Here is a 16,602-nt window from a genome sequence, read left to right on the forward strand (position 1 = left end):
GCGCGATCACGCGAAATAGTCGAAGATCAGGGCAAGCGCGGCGACCGCGCCGATGATGCCCGCTAGCAGCACGTAAAGTGCCGGCCAGCCTTGGCGCGCCTGCTTCGCCTCATCGGGCGACGCTTCCACATGTTCATGTTGGCCATTGTCCTGAACGCGTTTGATCATTCGATCTGCCTAGGTTGCGTGTGGCGCGCCAGGCCTAACGCTGATGCACATACGTTCCCGGCGCGTCGGTTATCGGCGCGTAGCCCTTGGACGATGCGCCCATGGTCGGCGGCTCGGTCAAATCGCCGGAGCGCTCGTCCAGCCACTTGACCAAAGCAGGCCACCACGAGCCTTCCTCGACGGGCGTGGTCTCACGCCATTCATCCGGCGGAATATACTTGGTGCCTTCCACCTTGCGACGGATCTGATATTCGCGGCCCTTATGGCCCGGTTCGCTGACGATGCCGCCGTTGTGCCCGCGGTTCGCCAGCACGAAGGTGACGTTGGTGTCCACGAGCAGATGGATCTTGTAGACCGAGCGCCACGGCGCGACATGGTCTCTGGTCGTCGAGACGCAGAAGATCGGCTGCCGGATATCCGTCAGGCTGACCGGCTCGCCGTCGACCTCGAAACGCCCCTGCGCCAGCTCGTTGTACAGGAACAGCTTGCGCAGATACTCCGAGTGCATCTTGTAGGGCATCCGGGTGGCGTCAGCGTTCCAGGCCATGAGGTCGATCATTTTACCACGCCGGCCCAGCAGATACTCGCGGATGTAGCGCGACCAGATCAGGTCATTCGACTGGAGCATCTGGAACGCGCCGGTCATCTGGTGGCTGTCGAGATAGCCCTGGTCCCACATCAAGCCTTCGAGATACGAGACCTGGCTCTCGCTGACGAACAGCATGATCTCGCCGGCTTCGGTAAAATCGGTCTGAGCCGCGAGCAGGGTGATGGTCTGGAGCCGCTCGTCGTCGTCGCGTGCCATCGCCGAGGCCGCCATCGTCAGCAGAGTGCCGCCGAGGCAGTAGCCCATCGCATGGACCTTCCGGTCCGGCACGATCGTGTTGACCGCGCGCAAGGCGGCGAAAAAGCCCATGTCGATGTAGTCGTTCAGGTCGAGGTCACGGTCCTCGGCGGTCGGGTTCCGCCATGAGATCATGAACACCGTGTAGCCTTGCTCGACCAGATACTTGACCAGCGAATTGTCCGGCGAGAGATCGAGGATGTAATATTTCATGATCCACGCCGGGGTGATCAGGATGGGCTCCGGCCGCACCTTGTCGGTTTTCGGCGTGTACTGGATCAGCTCGATCAGGTGGTTGCGGTAAACCACCTTGCCTTCCGTCGCGGCCAGGTCCTCGCCAATCTTGAATTTCTCGGCGCCAACAGGCAGCCGGCCTTCGAGGAAGCGCGACCAGTCCTCCATCGCATTCATCGCGCCACGCATGAAGTTCGTGCCGCCCTCCTCCATCGTGGTGCGCAGCACTTCCGGATTGGTCAGGACGAAATTTGTCGGCGCGAAATGGTCGAGCACCTGCCGCGCCACGAACGAAAGCGCTTTTTCCTTATGCGGCGGGACACCGTCGACGTCATTCGTCGCGTCGTGCCAGAACTCCTGGTTCAGCAGGAACCACTGATGAATGATGTTGAATGGCCATTTCTGCCAGTCCTCGCCGTCGAAGCGATCGTCCGCGTCCGAGAGCGGGGCAAAGCAGGGATCCGCCCCGCCAGGCTGTACGGTCTGCGGAATATAAACGAGGAAACGCATGTAACGCGCCATGGCGTTTTCATACAGTTCGAGCGCTTTGCCCGGCGAAATCGCCAGATGCGCCAGCCAGGTGAACGTGTCCGAAGCCAGCGCCGCCGGCGAGATGCTGAAGCTCATCCGCGCCAGGTGTGCCTTGAAGGCGCGGTCCAGCGCATGAGTGGTTCGCCGCGGGAACGGAAACCGCTCCTCGGCGAGGAACTCCGGTGCGGCGGTCGAGAGGCGCTCGTCGCCACCCGGAACGGTTTCCAGATCCTGTTTTTTCTGAAGGTGCGGAGCCAGAGCCGTGCTCGTGTCCGTCCTTGTCTCCATACGCTTTCTCTCCGTTGGTATCCGATCGCGCGGCCATTCGCGGCGCGACCCTGAAGACACGCATTCTATCCGAAAAACCGGTTCCCGCTCCGGAACCACGCCCGGACAGGTTTTGTTCGGCACGCGGTCTAATCCATATAGAACCCGCCATTGACCGACAGCGTCGCGCCGGTGATGAAGCCCGCGTCCTCAGCCGCGAGGAAGGCCACGCAGCGCGCGATCTCCTCCGGCTGGGCCAGGCGCCCGACGGGCACTTGTTCGATGATGCTGTCCATGATCTTGTCCGGGACCTTCTCAACCATCGGCGTTTCCGTATAACCGGGCGCGAGCGCGTTCACGGTGATGCCCTTGTTCGCACTTTCGCGGGCGAGCGCCTTGGTAAAGCCGATGACGCCGGCCTTGGCGGCGCAGTAGTTGGTTTGCCCGAGCTGGCCTTTCTGGGCGTTAACCGACGAGACGTTGATGATCCGCCCATAGCCGCGCTCGCGCATTTCGCCGATCACCTGGCGCGTCACATTGAACATCGAACCGAGATCGACCTGAAGCACTGCGTCCCAGTCCTCGCGCGACATCTTGTGGAACATCTTGTCTCGGTTCACGCCCGCGTTGTTCACCAGAACCTCGATCGGTCCATGCTCCTCGCGGATGCGCGCAATACCATCTTCGCAGGCGCTGACGTCCGACACGTCCCATTCATATACCGGAAAGCCGGTTTCCTCGGCAAAAGCCTCCGCACGTTCACCACCGCCCAGATGTGTGGCGATGGGCTTGAAGCCGCGCTCGGCCAGTTTTTGGCAGCTCGCCGCGCCGAGGCCCTGAATGCCCCCGGTGACGACGGCAATTCGCCCTTGATCGCTCATTCATTCGATCCCGGTTGCCTGTTGGTGTTCGCCCTATCAACGACTCGCGCGGGGCATCGTTCCGTGCAGCGGCTTCACCGGCCGGGAGAGGAGACGCTTTCGTAGGCGGCCACGATGTCCATCAGTTCTTCCGTGATGGCATCCTGCCGCTGGCGCCGGAAGGCGCCCTGCAGCTCCTCCACCTTCTCCGTGATGTTGCGCTCGGCGGCCTGCATTGCGGACAGGCGCTTGGCATGCTCGGCGGCGAGTGACTCCGCACCGGCGCGCATCAGCGCCGTGTAGAGCCGCTCGCGGATGAGCGCGGAGAAGACCCCGTCGGCGGAGCCATCGAAAGTCGGGAGCTGATTGGAGGGCCAGTCGCGGCCGGCGATATGCTGCAGTTCCTCGCGGTCCACCGGCAGGATCGTTTCGACGTTGGGCCGAATGGTGCCGCGCCGAGCCTCAAAGTTGAACATTGTTACCACCCTTTCCACGTCGCGCCGCTGCCGCCAGTCGTCAACCGCAACGAGGATCGCCTCGACAAGCTGCGACAGGCCGGAAACCGAGCCGGCCTGCATGAACACCTCGTCAGGCATGTGCCCTTCGGCTTCCAGCCGCGCAGCCCCGCGCTGACCGATCACGAGGATGGGTATATCGCCGCGCGTGTGCAGCCAGTCACGGGCCTGGTTGACGATCATCTCGTTGAAGCCGCCGCACAGGCCACGATCCGAGCCGAACACGATCAGCCCCGACCGCCCTTCCTCCCGCGCATTGCCCTCAAGGCGAATAGCGCCGCTGAGCAACACGGCGTGCAGACCGCGGTCGATGACCTCCTGATAAAGCCGCAGCCGCTCCGCCGCGCGCTGATAGGCGGTGATCGACACGGCCGAGAGCGACTTCATGACCCGGACGATGGACTGCATGTCCTGGGCGCTGTCGATCTGCTTGCGCAGGCTTTCGAGTGTCGTCGCCATTGTCCGCTCAGATCAGGTCATGGCTTTCCAGCGCCGCCTTCGCGGTGTTGGTGAGCGCTTCGCGCGCGTCATCGTCGATCCGCGCACCTTCCGCGACCCGTTTGGCCAGTCCGTCGAGCTCGTCGCGCGCGCGCCGGCGGATGACGGCCTCGGCCTTCCCGATGTCACTCACGTCCACTTGATCCAGAAGCCCGGTCGTCGCCGCGAACAAGACGGCGATCTGCTCTATGACCGGCACCAGGTCATGCTCGTCCTGCTTCAGCACCTCGCGCACGCGGCGCCCACGCTCAAGCTGCTGGCGCGTGTCCTCGTCCAGCCGGCTGCCAAAGCGCGAGAACGCCTCCAGCTCCTCGAACTGCGCATAGGCGAGCTTCAGGTCGCCGACGACGGCGCGATAGGCCGGAAGCTGCGCATCGCCGCCCACGCGCGAGACCGAGTTGCCGATGTCTATAGCCGGGATCATGCCGGCGCGGAAGAGCTCGGGCGACACGTAGATCTGGCCATCGGTTATCGAGATCAGGTTCGTCGGGATATAGGCCGAAACGTTCTGCGCCTGCGTCTCGATGATCGGCAGCGCGGTCAGCGACCCCCCGCCCCGCTCGTCAGCGAGATGCGTCGCGCGCTCCAGCAGCCGCGCGTGAATGAAGAAGATATCGCCCGGAAACGCCTCGCGGCCCGGCGGGCGGCGCAGTAGCAGCGAAAGCTCGCGATAGGCGCGCGCGTGGCGCGTTAGGTCATCATAGACGATCAACGCGTCCTGCCCGCGATGCATGAAGTGCTCGGCAATCGTGGTCGCAGCATAAGGCGCGATGAATTGCAGCCCTGGCGCATCCTCGCCGGAAGCAACGACCACCACGGTTCTCTCCAGGGCACCATGCCGTCTGAGCGTATCAACGACGCGGGCGACTGCCGAAGCTCGCTGACCGATCGCGCAATAGATGGACACGACGCCGGTGTCGTGCTGGTTGAGAATCGCTTCAAGAGCGATGGTCGTCTTGCCGGTCTGCCGGTCGCCCAGGATCAGCTCGCGCTGCCCGCGACCGATGGGAATCGCGGAATCGACCGATTTGATCCCGGTCTGAAGCGGCGTCGCCACCGGCGCGCGGTCCATGATCGCCGGGGCTGAGCGTTCGATCGGATGACGCCCCCGGACGCGGGGCGGCGGCTCGCCATCGAGCGGCCGGCCAAGCGCATCGACGACCCGCCCAAGAAACGCTTCGCCGACCGGAACATCAACCACCCGGCCCGTCCGCCGTGCCGGCGCCCCGACGCTGAGGTCGCCTGCGTCACCCAAAAGGATCAGGCCGAGTTCCTCCTCTCTGACGCTGGAGGCGATGCCCATCAGCCGGCCGGGCAGTTCAATGATCTCGTCGGCGGCAACGTTTCGCAGCCCTTCGACATGCGCAACGGCATCGCCGACGCTCACGATCTTGCCGATCTGCTGAACGCGCGGTACCGGCTCAAGCTCGTCGCGGGCGCGCTCGGCGGACTCCGCGAAATCCTCGACCAGGTCTGTCAGGCGCTCAATCATGCACCGCCTCGGATGATGCGCGCTGCCGGTCGCGCTTCGCCGCGCCTTCGGCCTCCCCCTGCTCGTCCGGGGCCTCCACCGGACCGCTTGGGAATTGCCTGTTCAGCCGGCCAAGGAACCTGTCGAGATATTCATCAACCGACCACTCCGTCGTGGCGCTGCCCGCACGCAAGCGGATGCCGACGAGATCGGGGACTTCACCCTCGTAGTCGATGTCCACCTTATCGGCGATCAGGTCGTGAACCGCGCGGGTCAGCTTTCGTCGGGTGTCGGCCTCAAGCGGCTGTCCGCTTTCGATCGTCATGCGGCCAGTATCTCGCGCCGCTTCGGCCAATCTCTGCACGTCCTCTTCGGGCAGGCTGTGGAGCCGGTCGAGGAAGACGGTCGCCATCGGCTCGGACAGACCGGTGTCCGCCAAGGAGCGCAGGGCATCTTCGGCGAGGTCGCGGAAGCCTTCGGACATCGTCTCGCGGAGCTGGCTCAGGAAGTCCTCGCGGTCCTCGCGCATTTCCGCCAGCCAGGCCTCGCGCTTGCGGTCGACTTCCTCGCGCGCCTCCTGCTCAAGTTTGTGCTTCAACTCTTCCGCTTCTTCGCGCGCCTGCTCCAGCTTTGCCTCGCGCTGGTCCTCCAGTTCCTGCAGCTTCGCGTCAAGCTCCTGCTGCCTGGCCTCGGCCTTCTCGCGCTCCTCCGCGGCGTCGTCCAGCCGCTCCCTGATCCGGTTCTCCCGCCGCTCCATCGCCCGCGTTATCGGACCATACAGGAAGCGATGCAGCAGCCAGACCAGGATCAGAAAGTTGATGATCTGCGCCGCGACCGTGATCCAGTCGACCTGCATCTCAGCCTCCGGTCACGCCTTGAGCGGGGCTCCAGAACGGGTTGGCAAAGATCAGGATCATGGAGACGACGAAGCAGTAGATCGCGGTCGACTCGATCATCGCGAGCGAGACGAAAAGCGTACGCGTGATCGTGTTCGCCTCGTCCGGCTGGCGCGCCAGAGCTTCCAGCGCCTGCGCCGCCGCCCGCGCCTCACCCAGCGCCGGTCCGATCGAGCCGATGGCGATCGTCAGGCCGGCGGTGATGATCGAAACCATCGCAATCAGGTCTGCGCCTTCCATGGACGGTGCCTTTCTGTTCAGGTGTTATCAGCCGTCTCGGTTTCACCGACGCGCCCCGCCGTCGCCGAGGCGATATAGACCATCGCCAGAACCGCGAAGATATACGCCTGGATCAGCCCGGTCAGCAGACCGAGCAGACGCAGCAGGATCGGGAACACGAACGGTGCGACGGAGATGAGGATGCCGACGATCACCGCGCCGCTCATCACGTTGCCGTAGAGGCGGATCGCCAGCGCCAGCGTGCGCGACAGCTCGCCGATGATGTTGAACGGCAGCATCAATGGCGTCGGCTGAACGTAATTGCGGAAATAGCCGCCAACGCCGCGCTCCACGATGCCGTAGATCGGTACGGCGATGAACACGCACAGCGCCAGCGCCGCCGTCGTTGACAGAGAGGCGGTAGGCGGGAAGTAGCCCGGCACGACCGTCAGCATGTTCGACACCGCGATGAACAGGAACAGCGTGCCGATGAAGGGCAGGTAGCGGCCCGGATCATGCTGGCTGATATCGCGAATCTGTCGGCGCAGCTCCTCGACGATCGCCTCCAGGAGGCTCTGCCAGCGCGAGGGCACGAGATCTTCGCGGATGTTTCGCGTCGCGAGCCACGAGATCAGCGCCAGGATCGCCATCACCACCCATGTCCACACGACGGTGGCGTTCAGCGGTATCCCGCCGACTTCCGTGACGATGATGTTGTCCGGCGTGATTTCCATCAGGCATCCTTGCTGAAAGCGCCGTCCGGCAGGCTCGGCACGCGCCGGATAACAACCGTGCGCGTGACAAGGAACCCGAGCGCACCGGCGATGAGGCTCGTCGGTTCGGGCCGCAGCCACCACAGCACCGCCCCCAGCAACACAAACAAGCCAAGCCGCGCCACGGTTCCCAAAATGAGAGGCGTGGCCGAGCGCCGCCGGATCGCCGCGGCGACGGAGAGCCAGAGCATCAGAAGATAGACCAGCGCAGCGGCAACGCCCGCGCAAAGCCCGATAACGATGGCGGCGACATTCAACGTGGTACCCTCCGCTGCCGCTACTGGCGCCGCCGTTCGCGCTCGATCCAGAGCCACGCGTTGATCACGCCGAGCACCACGCCGGCCAGCAGCAGCGCCAGCGTCCAGGAGAAAGGCTGTGGCGCCACCCGGTCCAGCCACAGACCGAGCGCGATGCCGATCAGCGTCGGAACGGCCACCGCCCAGCCGATCAGTCCGAACATGCCCAGCCCGAACCAGGCGCCGGGGACGCCCTCGCGCCGCTTCTTGATCCGCCGGTCGACCTTGCGTGTGATTTCCTCGGTCGACTCGTCGCCCTGCGAATGCCGGTGGTCGTCACTCAAGGCGTGCTTATCCCATTTCCTCGATCTCGATAAAGCGCCGGATGATGCCGGCTTCGAGCCGGGCGACGGCGTTTCGGGCCTCACGTTCATGCTCGCTCAGGGCCAGAAACTCCCGACGAACCGTTTGACGCAGCACGGCCAGGTCGTCACCCCGCACGGCCCGGCGGGTCGCAACGCGCACCTTGCGCTCAATCTTCAGCAGCACGCCACCATCGACGGCGATGAAGCCCTCGTTCTCCTCCGCATCAACGAAGGCGAGGATACCCGGCACGAGCGGCGCCGTATAGTCGACATGGCGGGGCAGGATACCGAACAGCCCGTCGTGTCCATGGGCCGTCAATTCGAGCACCTCGCCGTCGAACACGCTGTCGGCGGGCGAGAACACGTACAGGTGCATGGCATCAGGCATTGGCGGCCTCTGCTTCGGCGGGTTCCTCCAGGTCATCCAGCCCGCCGATCATGTAGAACGCGCGCTCGCTGCGGTCGCGGAACTCGCCGTCGAGGATGCGCTCGGCCCCGTCGATGGCGTCCTCCAGCGCCACAAAGCGGCCTTCGTGGCCGGTGAACTGCTCGGTCGTGAAGAACGGTTGGGTCAGGAAGCGTTCCAGCTTGCGCGCCTTGGCAACGGTGGCCCGGTCCTGCTCAGATAGTTCCTCCATGCCGAGCATCGCAATTATGTCCTTCAGGTCCTCATATTCCGACAGGACACTGCGCACTTCCCGGGCGACCTGATAATGCCGCTCGCCAACGATGCCTGGCGAGAGCATCTTCGAGCCGGATTCCAGAGGATCGATGGCCGGATAAAGCCCCTGCGCGGCGCGCTTGCGCGACAGCACAATCGTTGCCGACAGGTGCGCGAAGGTGTGCGTGGCGGCCGGGTCCGTAAAGTCGTCAGCAGGCACATAGACTGCCTGGATCGAAGTGATCGAGCCGGTCGCCGTGTTGCAGATGCGCTCTTCCAGCGCCGCCAACTCGCTGCCCAGCGTCGGCTGATAGCCGACCCGCGAGGGGATGCGCCCGAGCAAGGCAGAGACCTCGGCGCCCGCCTGCACGAAACGGAAGATATTGTCGATCAGCACGAGCACGTCGCGCTCCATCACGTCCCGGATATACTCCGCGACTGTCAGCGCGGCATGACCGACGCGGAAACGCACACCCGGGGCTTCGTTCATCTGGCCGAAGACCAGCACTGCGCCCTCCAGAACGCCTGCCTGCTTCATCGAGCGGTAAAGCTCTTCGGCCTCGCGCACCCGTTCGCCGATGCCGCAGAACAGGCTCGCGCCCTCATAGGCGGCGACCATGTTGTGGATCATTTCCATGATGAGAACGGTCTTGCCGACGCCGGCGCCGCCGAACAGCCCGGCCTTGCCCCCGCGCTCGACCGGGACGAGCAAGTCGATGGCCTTGATGCCGGTCAGAAACACCTCCTCGCCCGGCTTGCGCTTGGCAAGCGGGACGGGCGGCTGGCGAATGGGCCGTGTCTCGACGTTTTCCAGCGGGCCGGCGCGGTCGATCGGTTCGCCGAAGATGTTGAGCACCCGGCCGAACACGCCCGGACCGACCGGGAACTGGAGGGGGCCGCGCACACGCACGCCCATGCCGGTGGCTAGACGAACCTGCGGGTTGAGCACGAGGCCCCGGACCCGCCCAGGGCCAAGGATATTCGACACTTCGATGATCGCCGGCGGGTCGTCGAGCGTCTCCAGCACGGAGCCGACGGTCGGCACGTCGTCAGTCATCCGGACATCGACAACGCTGCCCTCGATCCCGCTGATCCATCCGGCGCTATCGGTTTCAGCCATCTTTGCGAAGCCCCCGTCTTGCAGATACTAGGCGATCGACGGCCGCGTGAGCGAGCCGAATCGTTCACCCCTCTGCTGAACGCCCATGGCCGTGGCGCGCGCTCAGTCAGGCTCCCTTTCTTCGCGAGCGATTTCCTTCATGGTGCGTCCACTCTTGACCGAGCGCTGCTCGGTCGAGACCGGATTGCGCCGGGCATCGGCTGCGCTGTCATTCATCTTGATCAGCAGCCAGCGCTCGTCTTCACCTGTCGCGATCCGCTGGAGCGCGTAGCCGCCTTTGATCTTCTCGCCGTGCAGGCGCACCAGCAGATGCCCGTCAGCAAGCGCGTCGGCAACGGGAACAGTCTCGCCATTCTTTTCCGTGATGTTCTCGTAAGGGCCGGTGTCCCAGAGCAGAACGGTTCCCGCGCCATATTCGCCTTCCGGGATGGCACCTTCGAAATCGGCATAAGCGAGGGGGTGATCCTCTGTAGGCACGGCGAGGCGCTTGTCCTCCGGGTCGAGTGAAGGCCCCTTCGGCACCGACCATGATTTGAGCACGCCGTCCGCTTCGAGCCGGAAATCGAAGTGATGGGTCGATGCCTCATGCTCCTGAATGACGAAGATGGGCTCCGGCACCGGCGTGCCGCCGCCTTCCGGCTCCAGCGTCTTCTCAAAGTCGCGCTTTTCGCGATACTCGGAACCCGGCATTTTCAGCCCGTGGCCTCAACCGCGCCCGCGGCCTTCCCGCTAGACGTCGTAAGGCGGACGCTCGCTCTCGCAGCCGGCTATAAAGGCGACCTTCTCTGGCCTCAGCATCTTGAGACGACCGTTGGCGAATTCCAGCAGGCCCAGACGGCGGAACACCGTCAACGTTCGGCAGACATGCACCGCCGTGAGGCCGACCGCATCACCGAGATCGCTCTGGCGAATGGGGATCGGGCAGCTTCCTGACTCGTCCACATTGCCGCGGGCCTCCTGACGACGCCAGAGATCGAGCAAGCACGAGGCCAGCCGTTCGGCGGCGCGGCCATGGCCGAGGATCGCCATGCGGTCCATCATCCGGCGCTGCTGCTCAGCGAAAACCGGCTCAGCGCAGGGTTGCCCATTGTGCTGGATTGCGCCAAAACGAGCCAGATCCTCCGCCGTGCCTTCCAGGACATAGGAGTCGGTCAGCGCGACGATGGAGTGGAAAGCGCGCCCCTGATCATCGCGGCAGACCCGGATGCCGTCCTGCTCCATCAGGAGATCAAGGAGTTGGCGGCGCCCGTCACGGAGTAGCTTGTAGGGCGCGGCCCAGCCCTGCTTGATGACCAGGCAGGCCGGGCTATCGCCGCCCTCGCTGACGATATCCGATCCGGCCATAACCCGACGCGGCACGAAGCGAAGCGCGTGGGCATCGAGCGCGCCGTCGGCGAAGGCTGTAGCCCCGGGCATGCGGACCGCCGCGTTGCTTTCGCTGGGGCTTTGTTCGACGCCATACTCCTCGCGCGGAGCGCGGCAAGCTGCATTCGCCCGATCCATAACAGATGACATGATGCTCTCCGCTTCGATCTGCTACAAACGACTTCTTCGCTGGCCACCCACCTGGCTGTCGCACGTTTGATGGCTCGGCGGCCGGACATATCGTCCATTCACGTGGATGGATCGCTTGTCGCGTAAGCGAGCCACGCCGACGCAACTCATCTAACGACTTAACGAATGCGCGCTCGGGTCTGAAAAGACTTTGAGATCAACGTGATACGTCATGGCGACCTCCCCGGCATTACGGACCCGTTGGTATTCTTGCGATCGCCGAGGCGGGCGCAGACAGAAATTCTCCGTCTCGACGGCCCTTCCACCTGTGTTATCGGCGGAGGTCCTGCCTTCCGAGCGATGCTTTTGTGATAAAACGCAGAAAGTCCGGTTCCGTTCCATCGCTGCGCAAGGACGCCCTTAAGAATCCGTTTGAGCCGGGGGCGCGGGCCGGGCGGGAACGATCGGGTGGGCGTGGAAATACGGATATGCGCCGGAGGGAGGGCGCTCCACGCTGACGCTCTCCCTCCAAGACTGGTGAGCTCGCCACCAGCTAGTCGGACTTCTTCACCTGGATCTTGCGCGTGTGCTCCTTCATGCTCTGCGTCTTCGGGATCGTGACGGTGAGCGTGCCGTTTTTCATCTCGGCATCTACATTCTCGGTATCGACCCCGCGCGGGAGCGTCATGGTGCGCTCAAAGGTGCCGTAGCTGCGCTCCATGCGATGGAAGTGCTCGCCCTTCTCTTCGGTCTCCTTGTGCTTCTCGGCCTTGATAGTGAGACGGTCGTCGCTGACGGTCACGTCGATATCCTTCTCTTCGACGCCAGGCAGCTCAGCGATGATCTTGAAGGCATCATCAGTCTCGGAGACGTCGATCATCGGACGCAGGACGCCGGTCTCGCGGCGGGCGGCCACGGGCGCGCGCATGGTCCGCGCCCAGTCGTCGAAAAGCTCGTCCATCTGCTTGTGAAGCTCGGCGAAGGGACCTTCCTCCTCCCGGCGATGCGACGGCCAGGACGGCAGCCAGGATTGCAGCGACATGTCGAACTCCTTTCGTTTCCGGTCCACTTGCAAGAATGCAGCAAGTATCGCGGACCAGGAAAGCCGCTGCATTGCCCGCTGTTAAGCGTGGGCGCCAAGCTTTGGAAGATTTTACAAAGTGTTGCCGGCACGAGCGGCCACGCTGAGTGCGATGCGCCTGCCGTCGCGCCGACAATCTGTCAGGTCAGGTTATGTGACCGGTCAGCGCAGACCGGGCGTCAGGCTGCCCATCGCCGTCGTCGGAGCCGCGGGATGCGGCGCCTTCAGCGGAGATTGCTCAGGCTCGGCCGAAAGCATCTGGCTCAGCTTGGTTCGGGCACGGTTGACGCGGCTTTTCACCGTTCCGCTTGAACACCCGGCGATCTCGGCCGCCTCGTCATAAGAGAAGCCGGCCGCACCGATGAGAATCAGCGCTTCGCGCTGTTCGTCATTGAGCAGGGCGAGCGCGCGCTCGAAATCCTGGAAGTCGAGATGCGGCTCCTGCTGGGGCTCGGAACTCAACGACGCCGCCATGGCTCCGTCTGCGTCCCGCACCTCGTGGCGCGCGCGGCGCCGCTGGGTGAAGTATGTATTCCTCAGAATTGTAAAAAGCCAGGACCGCATGTTGGTGCCTGGCTTGAAACTGTCGATATTTGCGAGGGCCTTCATCAGGGTTTCTTGCACGAGATCGTCGCCATGGTCCCGGTCACCGCAAAGCGAAATGGCAAACGCTCTCAGATGCGAGGTATGCTCAAGCAGCTCATGCGATATCGATTGCGATTGTTGTGACTTACGAAACGGCATTTTCGACTCCAAACACGTTGAATGGCGGAGTCAGTCGCCATCCCGTCTTTTCAGACGTTGGTTCAAATCAGCAAGCGTGTCCAGGATGTCTCGGGGCAGTTCTTCTTGCGCGAAATTGTCGTAACGGCTTCGGAGCTGCTGGCCGATCTTGGCCTGTTTCGCGCGGTGGTACTCTACGACAACGTCGTGCTCGAAATCTTCAGGCGGAGCGTCCGACGCGTCATCCCGAGTTCCCTGGTCGCGGATTTCATAATAATTGTCACCACTTTCGTCGCATTGACGTGTGTCAAAGCCCCTTAGTTTTCTGACGAACTTGCTGAATCGCATCCAAACAGTCCGAATCCGCGGCATCATGAACGCCTCGTAAAACCCCCTTTTTCGACTGCCCGCAACTGGACGCCGCGCAAAGAAAGCCAAGAAACCGCCGCACCTCAACCAATGCACGCACGGCAATCTTCGTTCCAAGTTATTTTTTTGTGCGCGTTTCATATCGGCACCGTCATGGCGGGAACGATTGAGTCCTTGCGCCGGATCAGCACGTGCGCGCGGGTCCGCACGTTGGGTTACAGGAGGGAGATCGGTTAGTCTGCGACGTGCAGGTGGCCAGAAGGCGCCGTCACCGCGACTGAGGCATCAGGGGCATGGAGGAACCGAAGAATCCGCCCGATTGCGGCGTCCATCGCGTGCCGCGCGAAATCTGCGTGCTTGCGCCCTGGCCGATTTTCACGGTCACCATTGAGCGCGACGCCGCCGGCCAGGACAGCATTTATCTCCATGCGGGCGGGCAAGGCTTCTGGGTCGCGCGGATGATCGTCAATCTCGACGGGCATCCGATCCTGTGCGGGCCATTCGGCGGCGAGGCCGGCGTCGTCGTTCAGGCGATGGCGCAGGCCGAGGGGATTGAACTGCGCCCGATCCAGGTGCGCGGCTGGAACGGCGGCTACGTGCATGACCGCCGCGGCGGCGCGCGCGAGGTCGTCGCGGAAACGCACAGTCCGACGCTGGACCGACACGAGGCCGACGATCTCTACGACGCCGCTCTGACCACCGCGCTGCGCACCGGCGTGGCCGTGCTGACCGGCGTGCACCAACCGGGTATCCTGCCGCCATCGTTCTTCCAGCGCCTGGCGCTTGACCTTGGCGAAAACGGCGTCTCAGTCGTCGCCGATATTTCGGGCGAGCCGCTCAAGGCGTTGCAGGGCGGTGTGTCTTTCCTGAAGATCAGCCACGAGGAATTGATCGAGGGCGGTTATTGCGAAAGCGCCGAGCGCAGTGATGTGATCGCAGGCATCCGGGCGCTGCGATCAACGGGTGCGCGCAATCTGCTGATTTCGCGGGCAGACCAGCCAGCCATCGGGCTGATCGGCGAGCGGCTGGTCCAGGTCGAGCCGCCACGCTTCCGCCCGCTCGATTATCGCGGCGCCGGGGATTCCATGACGGCTGGACTGGCGGTGGCACAGGCACGCGGGCTGAACCCGGAGGATACCTTGCGCCTCGGCGCCGCGGCTGGCGCCGTCAATGTCACGCGCCACGGGCTGGGTACCGGCGGCCTGGAGGATATCACGGCGATTGCCGACCGGGTGACGATCCGCGATCTGGACGCCAACGGCCAGCCGATTGCCTAGCGGGGAGACCGAGGGCCACCTGCGGGGACTAACCCAGCCGCAGATTGTTGATGACGTTCGTGACGCCGGGTCCGGCCCAGGCGGCCTGCTCGATGCGGTCCATCTCGTCGAGCGACTCGGCGGTGCCTTCCAGCGTGACGGTGCCGTCCAGTACACGGACCGTCACGTTCTCGGACTCGATCTCGGCGTGCCGATTGAGCGCCCCCTTGATCCGGTCCTCGACGTCCGAGGCGGAAACCTTCGGCTTGACCGTCATCTGGTCGATGACGTTCACCACGCCGGCCACATGCTCGATCTGGTCGAGAATGTTCTTGCGCTGGAAGTGGTAGTCCAGTTCGCCGGTCAGGGTAACGACACCGTTCTGCACCTCGGCCTGGATGTTCTTCGCGTCCGCCGAAACGTTCCAGTTCAGCACGTGTGCGACGCGCTCCGCGAGACCCTCATCGCTCAGCCGGTGCTGGATCGGCAGCTCGATCTCCAGCTTGTCCACAAGAGACCGCACGCCGGCCACGCGCTTTGTCGCCTCGCGGGCGGCCTGCTTCTGGCGGTAGGTCTCGACCGCGCCGACAAGCGTCACTGCGCCGTCCGTGACCTCCACACCGACCCGCGATGCCTCGATTTCCGGATCCCAGTCCAGCTCATCGAGCACATCCTGCTTGATCTGATAGTCGTCCTTCATCGTCCACCTCCTGACCTGCATCTCGGCTATTTGAACGTTATCATCGTGGGGACCGGCCAGGCCGCCAATAATCGTTGTTAATCAGCAGGTCGCGGGAAATCGGGCGAAGGGGAAAAGCTACGGCCCGGAGCGCGTGATACGCCTCGGGCCGTAGCGTAGAGTCGGGATTTAGTAGCAGCCGTGGTACCTCAGGCAGCCGCGATAGTTGGCGCCGCCATAACCCCAGTTGTTCGCGCAGCGACGGCTCCAGTAGTCGCAGCGGCCGCGATGGCGGGAGCGGTAATAGCGGCGATGCCGATAGCCGTGGTACCGCTTGTGCTTGATGATTCCACCGACAATGATCGAGCCGATAATCCCGGTCGCCAGACCGGCGCCGAAGCTGTCGGCCACCTTGATGTTTTCGCTCTGATTCGCCGACGCCGCCGCATACGGCACCGGCAGCAGGCCAACCTGGGACTGATCCGTCGCGGCGGACGCCGACCCGGCAAAGCCGGCCGCCATCAGCAGCGCGGCACAGAAACAAGCGATAAACTTCATAACTCCTCCTCCCTCTTCAGGCTGAAAAACACTCCGGACCCGACTTAAAAGAGCCAAAGTCCCTGAACTTCCCCGGCACGTACCCATCTTGGCACAACAAACATGGTAGCAAGATGTCCCGGACCAGCATCCCGCCAACTGGATACTTGGGAAACCCGGTGTTAAACCCTTGAGGCGATTTCAACCTTCAGCGGGGCGTGATATCGCGCTCCGGGTTGTATTCCATCGAGCCGATCGGCCGCACCGTGCTGGCATGAGGCCCGATTTCGCTGTCACCGCTCCAGATGGCCAGCTCGACGGGCTGACCTTGCTCCAGATCGTCGAAATCGTAGTCTACCACTGCATTCCGGTGAAAGAAAATCTCGCGGCCATCAGTCGTCGCGATGAAACCGTAGTCCTGATCCGGAAACAGCCGCGCGATGGTTCCCTGAAGCGGGGGCACATGGGTCTTCACGTCCCCACGCATCTTTTCGGCATGCTCCTTGAGCTGACGCTCGGCCGCCTGGAAGGCGTCACGGATGGCAACGCGCAGGTCTTCATGCGCATGAACATCACCCGGATCCCTGCTGACCACCAGTTGCCCCTGCGGGACGCCAAGGAAGATGCGCACGTGGTACTCGTTACCTTTGCGGTGATGCTTGTGTGGTGCCTCGATCGTCACGCGACAACTCGTCAGCCGCTCGAACAACCTGTCGAGATGCGCCACCTTTTCGCGCACAAGCTCTTCAACGGCGTCCGAGTGCTCCATATTGCGAAAAGCCAGCTCCAGAGGAACTTCCATCGC

At 63.6% G+C, this 16,602-nt stretch carries 21 protein-coding genes; 1 reads left to right on the plus strand and 20 read right to left on the minus strand.

Features of this window, described 5'->3' with window-relative positions; genetic code table 11:
- Window positions 1-6 precede the first annotated feature (6 nt).
- From BXY53_RS14045 to BXY53_RS13935, 17 genes are all read right to left on the minus strand, one after another.
- On the minus strand, window positions 7-168 hold the full coding sequence (locus BXY53_RS14045; RefSeq protein ID WP_170144274.1) for a hypothetical protein: 162 nt from the start codon (window positions 166-168) through the stop codon (window positions 7-9).
- Between the two features lie 34 nt (window positions 169-202).
- Window positions 203-2,065, minus strand: coding sequence for a PHA/PHB synthase family protein (locus tag BXY53_RS00565; protein ID WP_119060019.1), 1,863 nt, complete (start codon window positions 2,063-2,065; stop codon window positions 203-205).
- Between the two features lie 128 nt (window positions 2,066-2,193).
- Window positions 2,194-2,925 carry an acetoacetyl-CoA reductase gene (gene phbB / locus BXY53_RS00570; protein ID WP_119060020.1) on the minus strand — a complete coding sequence of 244 codons (732 nt, stop codon included), beginning with the start codon at window positions 2,923-2,925 and terminating at the stop codon, window positions 2,194-2,196.
- A 74-nt stretch (window positions 2,926-2,999) separates the two neighbouring features.
- Window positions 3,000-3,878: a F0F1 ATP synthase subunit gamma gene (locus BXY53_RS00575; protein WP_119060021.1), complete on the minus strand. Its 879-nt coding sequence runs from the start codon at window positions 3,876-3,878 to the stop codon at window positions 3,000-3,002.
- Between the two features lie 7 nt (window positions 3,879-3,885).
- Window positions 3,886-5,409, minus strand: a complete 1,524-nt coding sequence (locus tag BXY53_RS00580; protein ID WP_119060022.1) for an alternate F1F0 ATPase, F1 subunit alpha — start codon at window positions 5,407-5,409, stop codon at window positions 3,886-3,888.
- Window positions 5,402-6,244, minus strand: coding sequence for a F0F1 ATP synthase subunit B family protein (locus tag BXY53_RS00585; protein ID WP_119060023.1), 843 nt, complete (start codon window positions 6,242-6,244; stop codon window positions 5,402-5,404). Before BXY53_RS00585 ends, BXY53_RS00580 begins: the two co-directional genes overlap by 8 nt.
- Window position 6,245: 1 nt before the next feature.
- The gene (locus tag BXY53_RS00590; RefSeq protein WP_119060024.1) at window positions 6,246-6,524 is read right to left on the minus strand and encodes a F0F1 ATP synthase subunit C; all 279 of its coding nucleotides are present in this window, start codon (window positions 6,522-6,524) and stop codon (window positions 6,246-6,248) included.
- Window positions 6,525-6,541: 17 nt separating this feature from the next.
- On the minus strand, window positions 6,542-7,237 hold the full coding sequence (locus BXY53_RS00595; RefSeq protein ID WP_119060025.1) for a F0F1 ATP synthase subunit A: 696 nt from the start codon (window positions 7,235-7,237) through the stop codon (window positions 6,542-6,544).
- On the minus strand, window positions 7,237-7,533 hold the full coding sequence (locus tag BXY53_RS00600) for an N-ATPase subunit AtpR (RefSeq protein WP_170144275.1): 297 nt from the start codon (window positions 7,531-7,533) through the stop codon (window positions 7,237-7,239). The genes BXY53_RS00595 and BXY53_RS00600 overlap by 1 nt, the downstream gene beginning before the upstream one ends.
- 20 nt (window positions 7,534-7,553) lie before the next feature.
- On the minus strand, window positions 7,554-7,856 hold the full coding sequence (locus BXY53_RS00605; protein WP_280985237.1) for an AtpZ/AtpI family protein: 303 nt from the start codon (window positions 7,854-7,856) through the stop codon (window positions 7,554-7,556).
- A 7-nt stretch (window positions 7,857-7,863) separates the two neighbouring features.
- Window positions 7,864-8,265 carry a F0F1 ATP synthase subunit epsilon gene (locus tag BXY53_RS00610; RefSeq protein WP_245410308.1) on the minus strand — a complete coding sequence of 134 codons (402 nt, stop codon included), beginning with the start codon at window positions 8,263-8,265 and terminating at the stop codon, window positions 7,864-7,866.
- On the minus strand, window positions 8,258-9,658 hold the full coding sequence (gene atpD, locus BXY53_RS00615) for a F0F1 ATP synthase subunit beta (RefSeq protein ID WP_119060029.1): 1,401 nt from the start codon (window positions 9,656-9,658) through the stop codon (window positions 8,258-8,260). The genes BXY53_RS00610 and atpD overlap by 8 nt, the downstream gene beginning before the upstream one ends.
- A gap of 102 nt (window positions 9,659-9,760) precedes the next feature.
- The gene (locus tag BXY53_RS00620; protein WP_119060030.1) at window positions 9,761-10,348 is read right to left on the minus strand and encodes a DNA polymerase ligase N-terminal domain-containing protein; all 588 of its coding nucleotides are present in this window, start codon (window positions 10,346-10,348) and stop codon (window positions 9,761-9,763) included.
- 39 nt (window positions 10,349-10,387) lie between these two features.
- Complete coding sequence (locus BXY53_RS00625; protein WP_170144277.1) at window positions 10,388-11,074, minus strand: Crp/Fnr family transcriptional regulator; 687 nt, start codon at window positions 11,072-11,074, stop codon at window positions 10,388-10,390.
- Between the two features lie 631 nt (window positions 11,075-11,705).
- On the minus strand, window positions 11,706-12,194 hold the full coding sequence (locus tag BXY53_RS00630; RefSeq protein ID WP_170144278.1) for an Hsp20/alpha crystallin family protein: 489 nt from the start codon (window positions 12,192-12,194) through the stop codon (window positions 11,706-11,708).
- Window positions 12,195-12,395: 201 nt separating this feature from the next.
- A complete protein-coding gene (locus BXY53_RS00635; protein ID WP_245410309.1) occupies window positions 12,396-12,989 on the minus strand; it encodes a sigma-70 family RNA polymerase sigma factor in 594 nt (197 codons plus the stop codon).
- An 18-nt stretch (window positions 12,990-13,007) separates the two neighbouring features.
- Complete coding sequence (locus tag BXY53_RS13935; protein ID WP_147361458.1) at window positions 13,008-13,331, minus strand: hypothetical protein; 324 nt, start codon at window positions 13,329-13,331, stop codon at window positions 13,008-13,010.
- Between the two features lie 287 nt (window positions 13,332-13,618).
- Between BXY53_RS13935 and BXY53_RS00645 the strand changes: the two genes are divergently transcribed.
- Window positions 13,619-14,602, plus strand: a complete 984-nt coding sequence (locus BXY53_RS00645) for a 1-phosphofructokinase family hexose kinase (RefSeq protein ID WP_119060035.1) — start codon at window positions 13,619-13,621, stop codon at window positions 14,600-14,602.
- Window positions 14,603-14,630: 28 nt separating this feature from the next.
- Here the strand turns inward: BXY53_RS00645 and BXY53_RS00650 are convergent, their stop codons facing one another.
- The 3 genes from BXY53_RS00650 to BXY53_RS00660 all read right to left on the minus strand — a co-directional run bounded on the left by BXY53_RS00650 (window position 14,631) and on the right by BXY53_RS00660 (window position 16,599).
- Window positions 14,631-15,281 carry a BON domain-containing protein gene (locus BXY53_RS00650; protein ID WP_170144279.1) on the minus strand — a complete coding sequence of 217 codons (651 nt, stop codon included), beginning with the start codon at window positions 15,279-15,281 and terminating at the stop codon, window positions 14,631-14,633.
- 168 nt (window positions 15,282-15,449) lie between these two features.
- A complete protein-coding gene (locus BXY53_RS00655; protein ID WP_119060037.1) occupies window positions 15,450-15,818 on the minus strand; it encodes a hypothetical protein in 369 nt (122 codons plus the stop codon).
- Window positions 15,819-16,005: 187 nt separating this feature from the next.
- A complete protein-coding gene (locus tag BXY53_RS00660) occupies window positions 16,006-16,599 on the minus strand; it encodes an HPF/RaiA family ribosome-associated protein (protein ID WP_119060038.1) in 594 nt (197 codons plus the stop codon).
- Window positions 16,600-16,602: the final 3 nt, after the last annotated feature.

This window comes from Dichotomicrobium thermohalophilum, assembly GCF_003550175.1.
GTDB classification, from domain to species: domain Bacteria; phylum Pseudomonadota; class Alphaproteobacteria; order Rhizobiales; family Rhodomicrobiaceae; genus Dichotomicrobium; species Dichotomicrobium thermohalophilum.

Coding starts and splice junctions, on each gene's coding strand:
- BXY53_RS00630 (WP_170144278.1), bottom strand. CDS start 12,194: ATGTCGCTGCAATCCTGGCTGCCGTCCTGGCCGTCGCATCGCCGGGAG.
- BXY53_RS00580 (WP_119060022.1), bottom strand. CDS start 5,409: ATGATTGAGCGCCTGACAGACCTGGTCGAGGATTTCGCGGAGTCCGCC.
- BXY53_RS00620 (WP_119060030.1), bottom strand. CDS start 10,348: ATGCCGGGTTCCGAGTATCGCGAAAAGCGCGACTTTGAGAAGACGCTG.
- BXY53_RS00650 (WP_170144279.1), bottom strand. CDS start 15,281: ATGAAGGACGACTATCAGATCAAGCAGGATGTGCTCGATGAGCTGGAC.
- BXY53_RS00660 (WP_119060038.1), bottom strand. CDS start 16,599: ATGGAAGTTCCTCTGGAGCTGGCTTTTCGCAATATGGAGCACTCGGAC.
- BXY53_RS00610 (WP_245410308.1), bottom strand. CDS start 8,265: ATGCCTGATGCCATGCACCTGTACGTGTTCTCGCCCGCCGACAGCGTG.
- BXY53_RS00595 (WP_119060025.1), bottom strand. CDS start 7,237: ATGGAAATCACGCCGGACAACATCATCGTCACGGAAGTCGGCGGGATA.
- BXY53_RS00565 (WP_119060019.1), bottom strand. CDS start 2,065: ATGGAGACAAGGACGGACACGAGCACGGCTCTGGCTCCGCACCTTCAG.
- BXY53_RS00655 (WP_119060037.1), bottom strand. CDS start 15,818: ATGAAGTTTATCGCTTGTTTCTGTGCCGCGCTGCTGATGGCGGCCGGC.
- BXY53_RS13935 (WP_147361458.1), bottom strand. CDS start 13,331: ATGATGCCGCGGATTCGGACTGTTTGGATGCGATTCAGCAAGTTCGTC.
- BXY53_RS00585 (WP_119060023.1), bottom strand. CDS start 6,244: ATGCAGGTCGACTGGATCACGGTCGCGGCGCAGATCATCAACTTTCTG.
- BXY53_RS00575 (WP_119060021.1), bottom strand. CDS start 3,878: ATGGCGACGACACTCGAAAGCCTGCGCAAGCAGATCGACAGCGCCCAG.
- BXY53_RS00590 (WP_119060024.1), bottom strand. CDS start 6,524: ATGGAAGGCGCAGACCTGATTGCGATGGTTTCGATCATCACCGCCGGC.
- atpD (WP_119060029.1), bottom strand. CDS start 9,658: ATGGCTGAAACCGATAGCGCCGGATGGATCAGCGGGATCGAGGGCAGC.
- BXY53_RS00625 (WP_170144277.1), bottom strand. CDS start 11,074: ATGCCCGGGGCTACAGCCTTCGCCGACGGCGCGCTCGATGCCCACGCG.
- BXY53_RS14045 (WP_170144274.1), bottom strand. CDS start 168: ATGATCAAACGCGTTCAGGACAATGGCCAACATGAACATGTGGAAGCG.
- BXY53_RS00645 (WP_119060035.1), top strand. CDS start 13,619: ATGGAGGAACCGAAGAATCCGCCCGATTGCGGCGTCCATCGCGTGCCG.
- phbB (WP_119060020.1), bottom strand. CDS start 2,925: ATGAGCGATCAAGGGCGAATTGCCGTCGTCACCGGGGGCATTCAGGGC.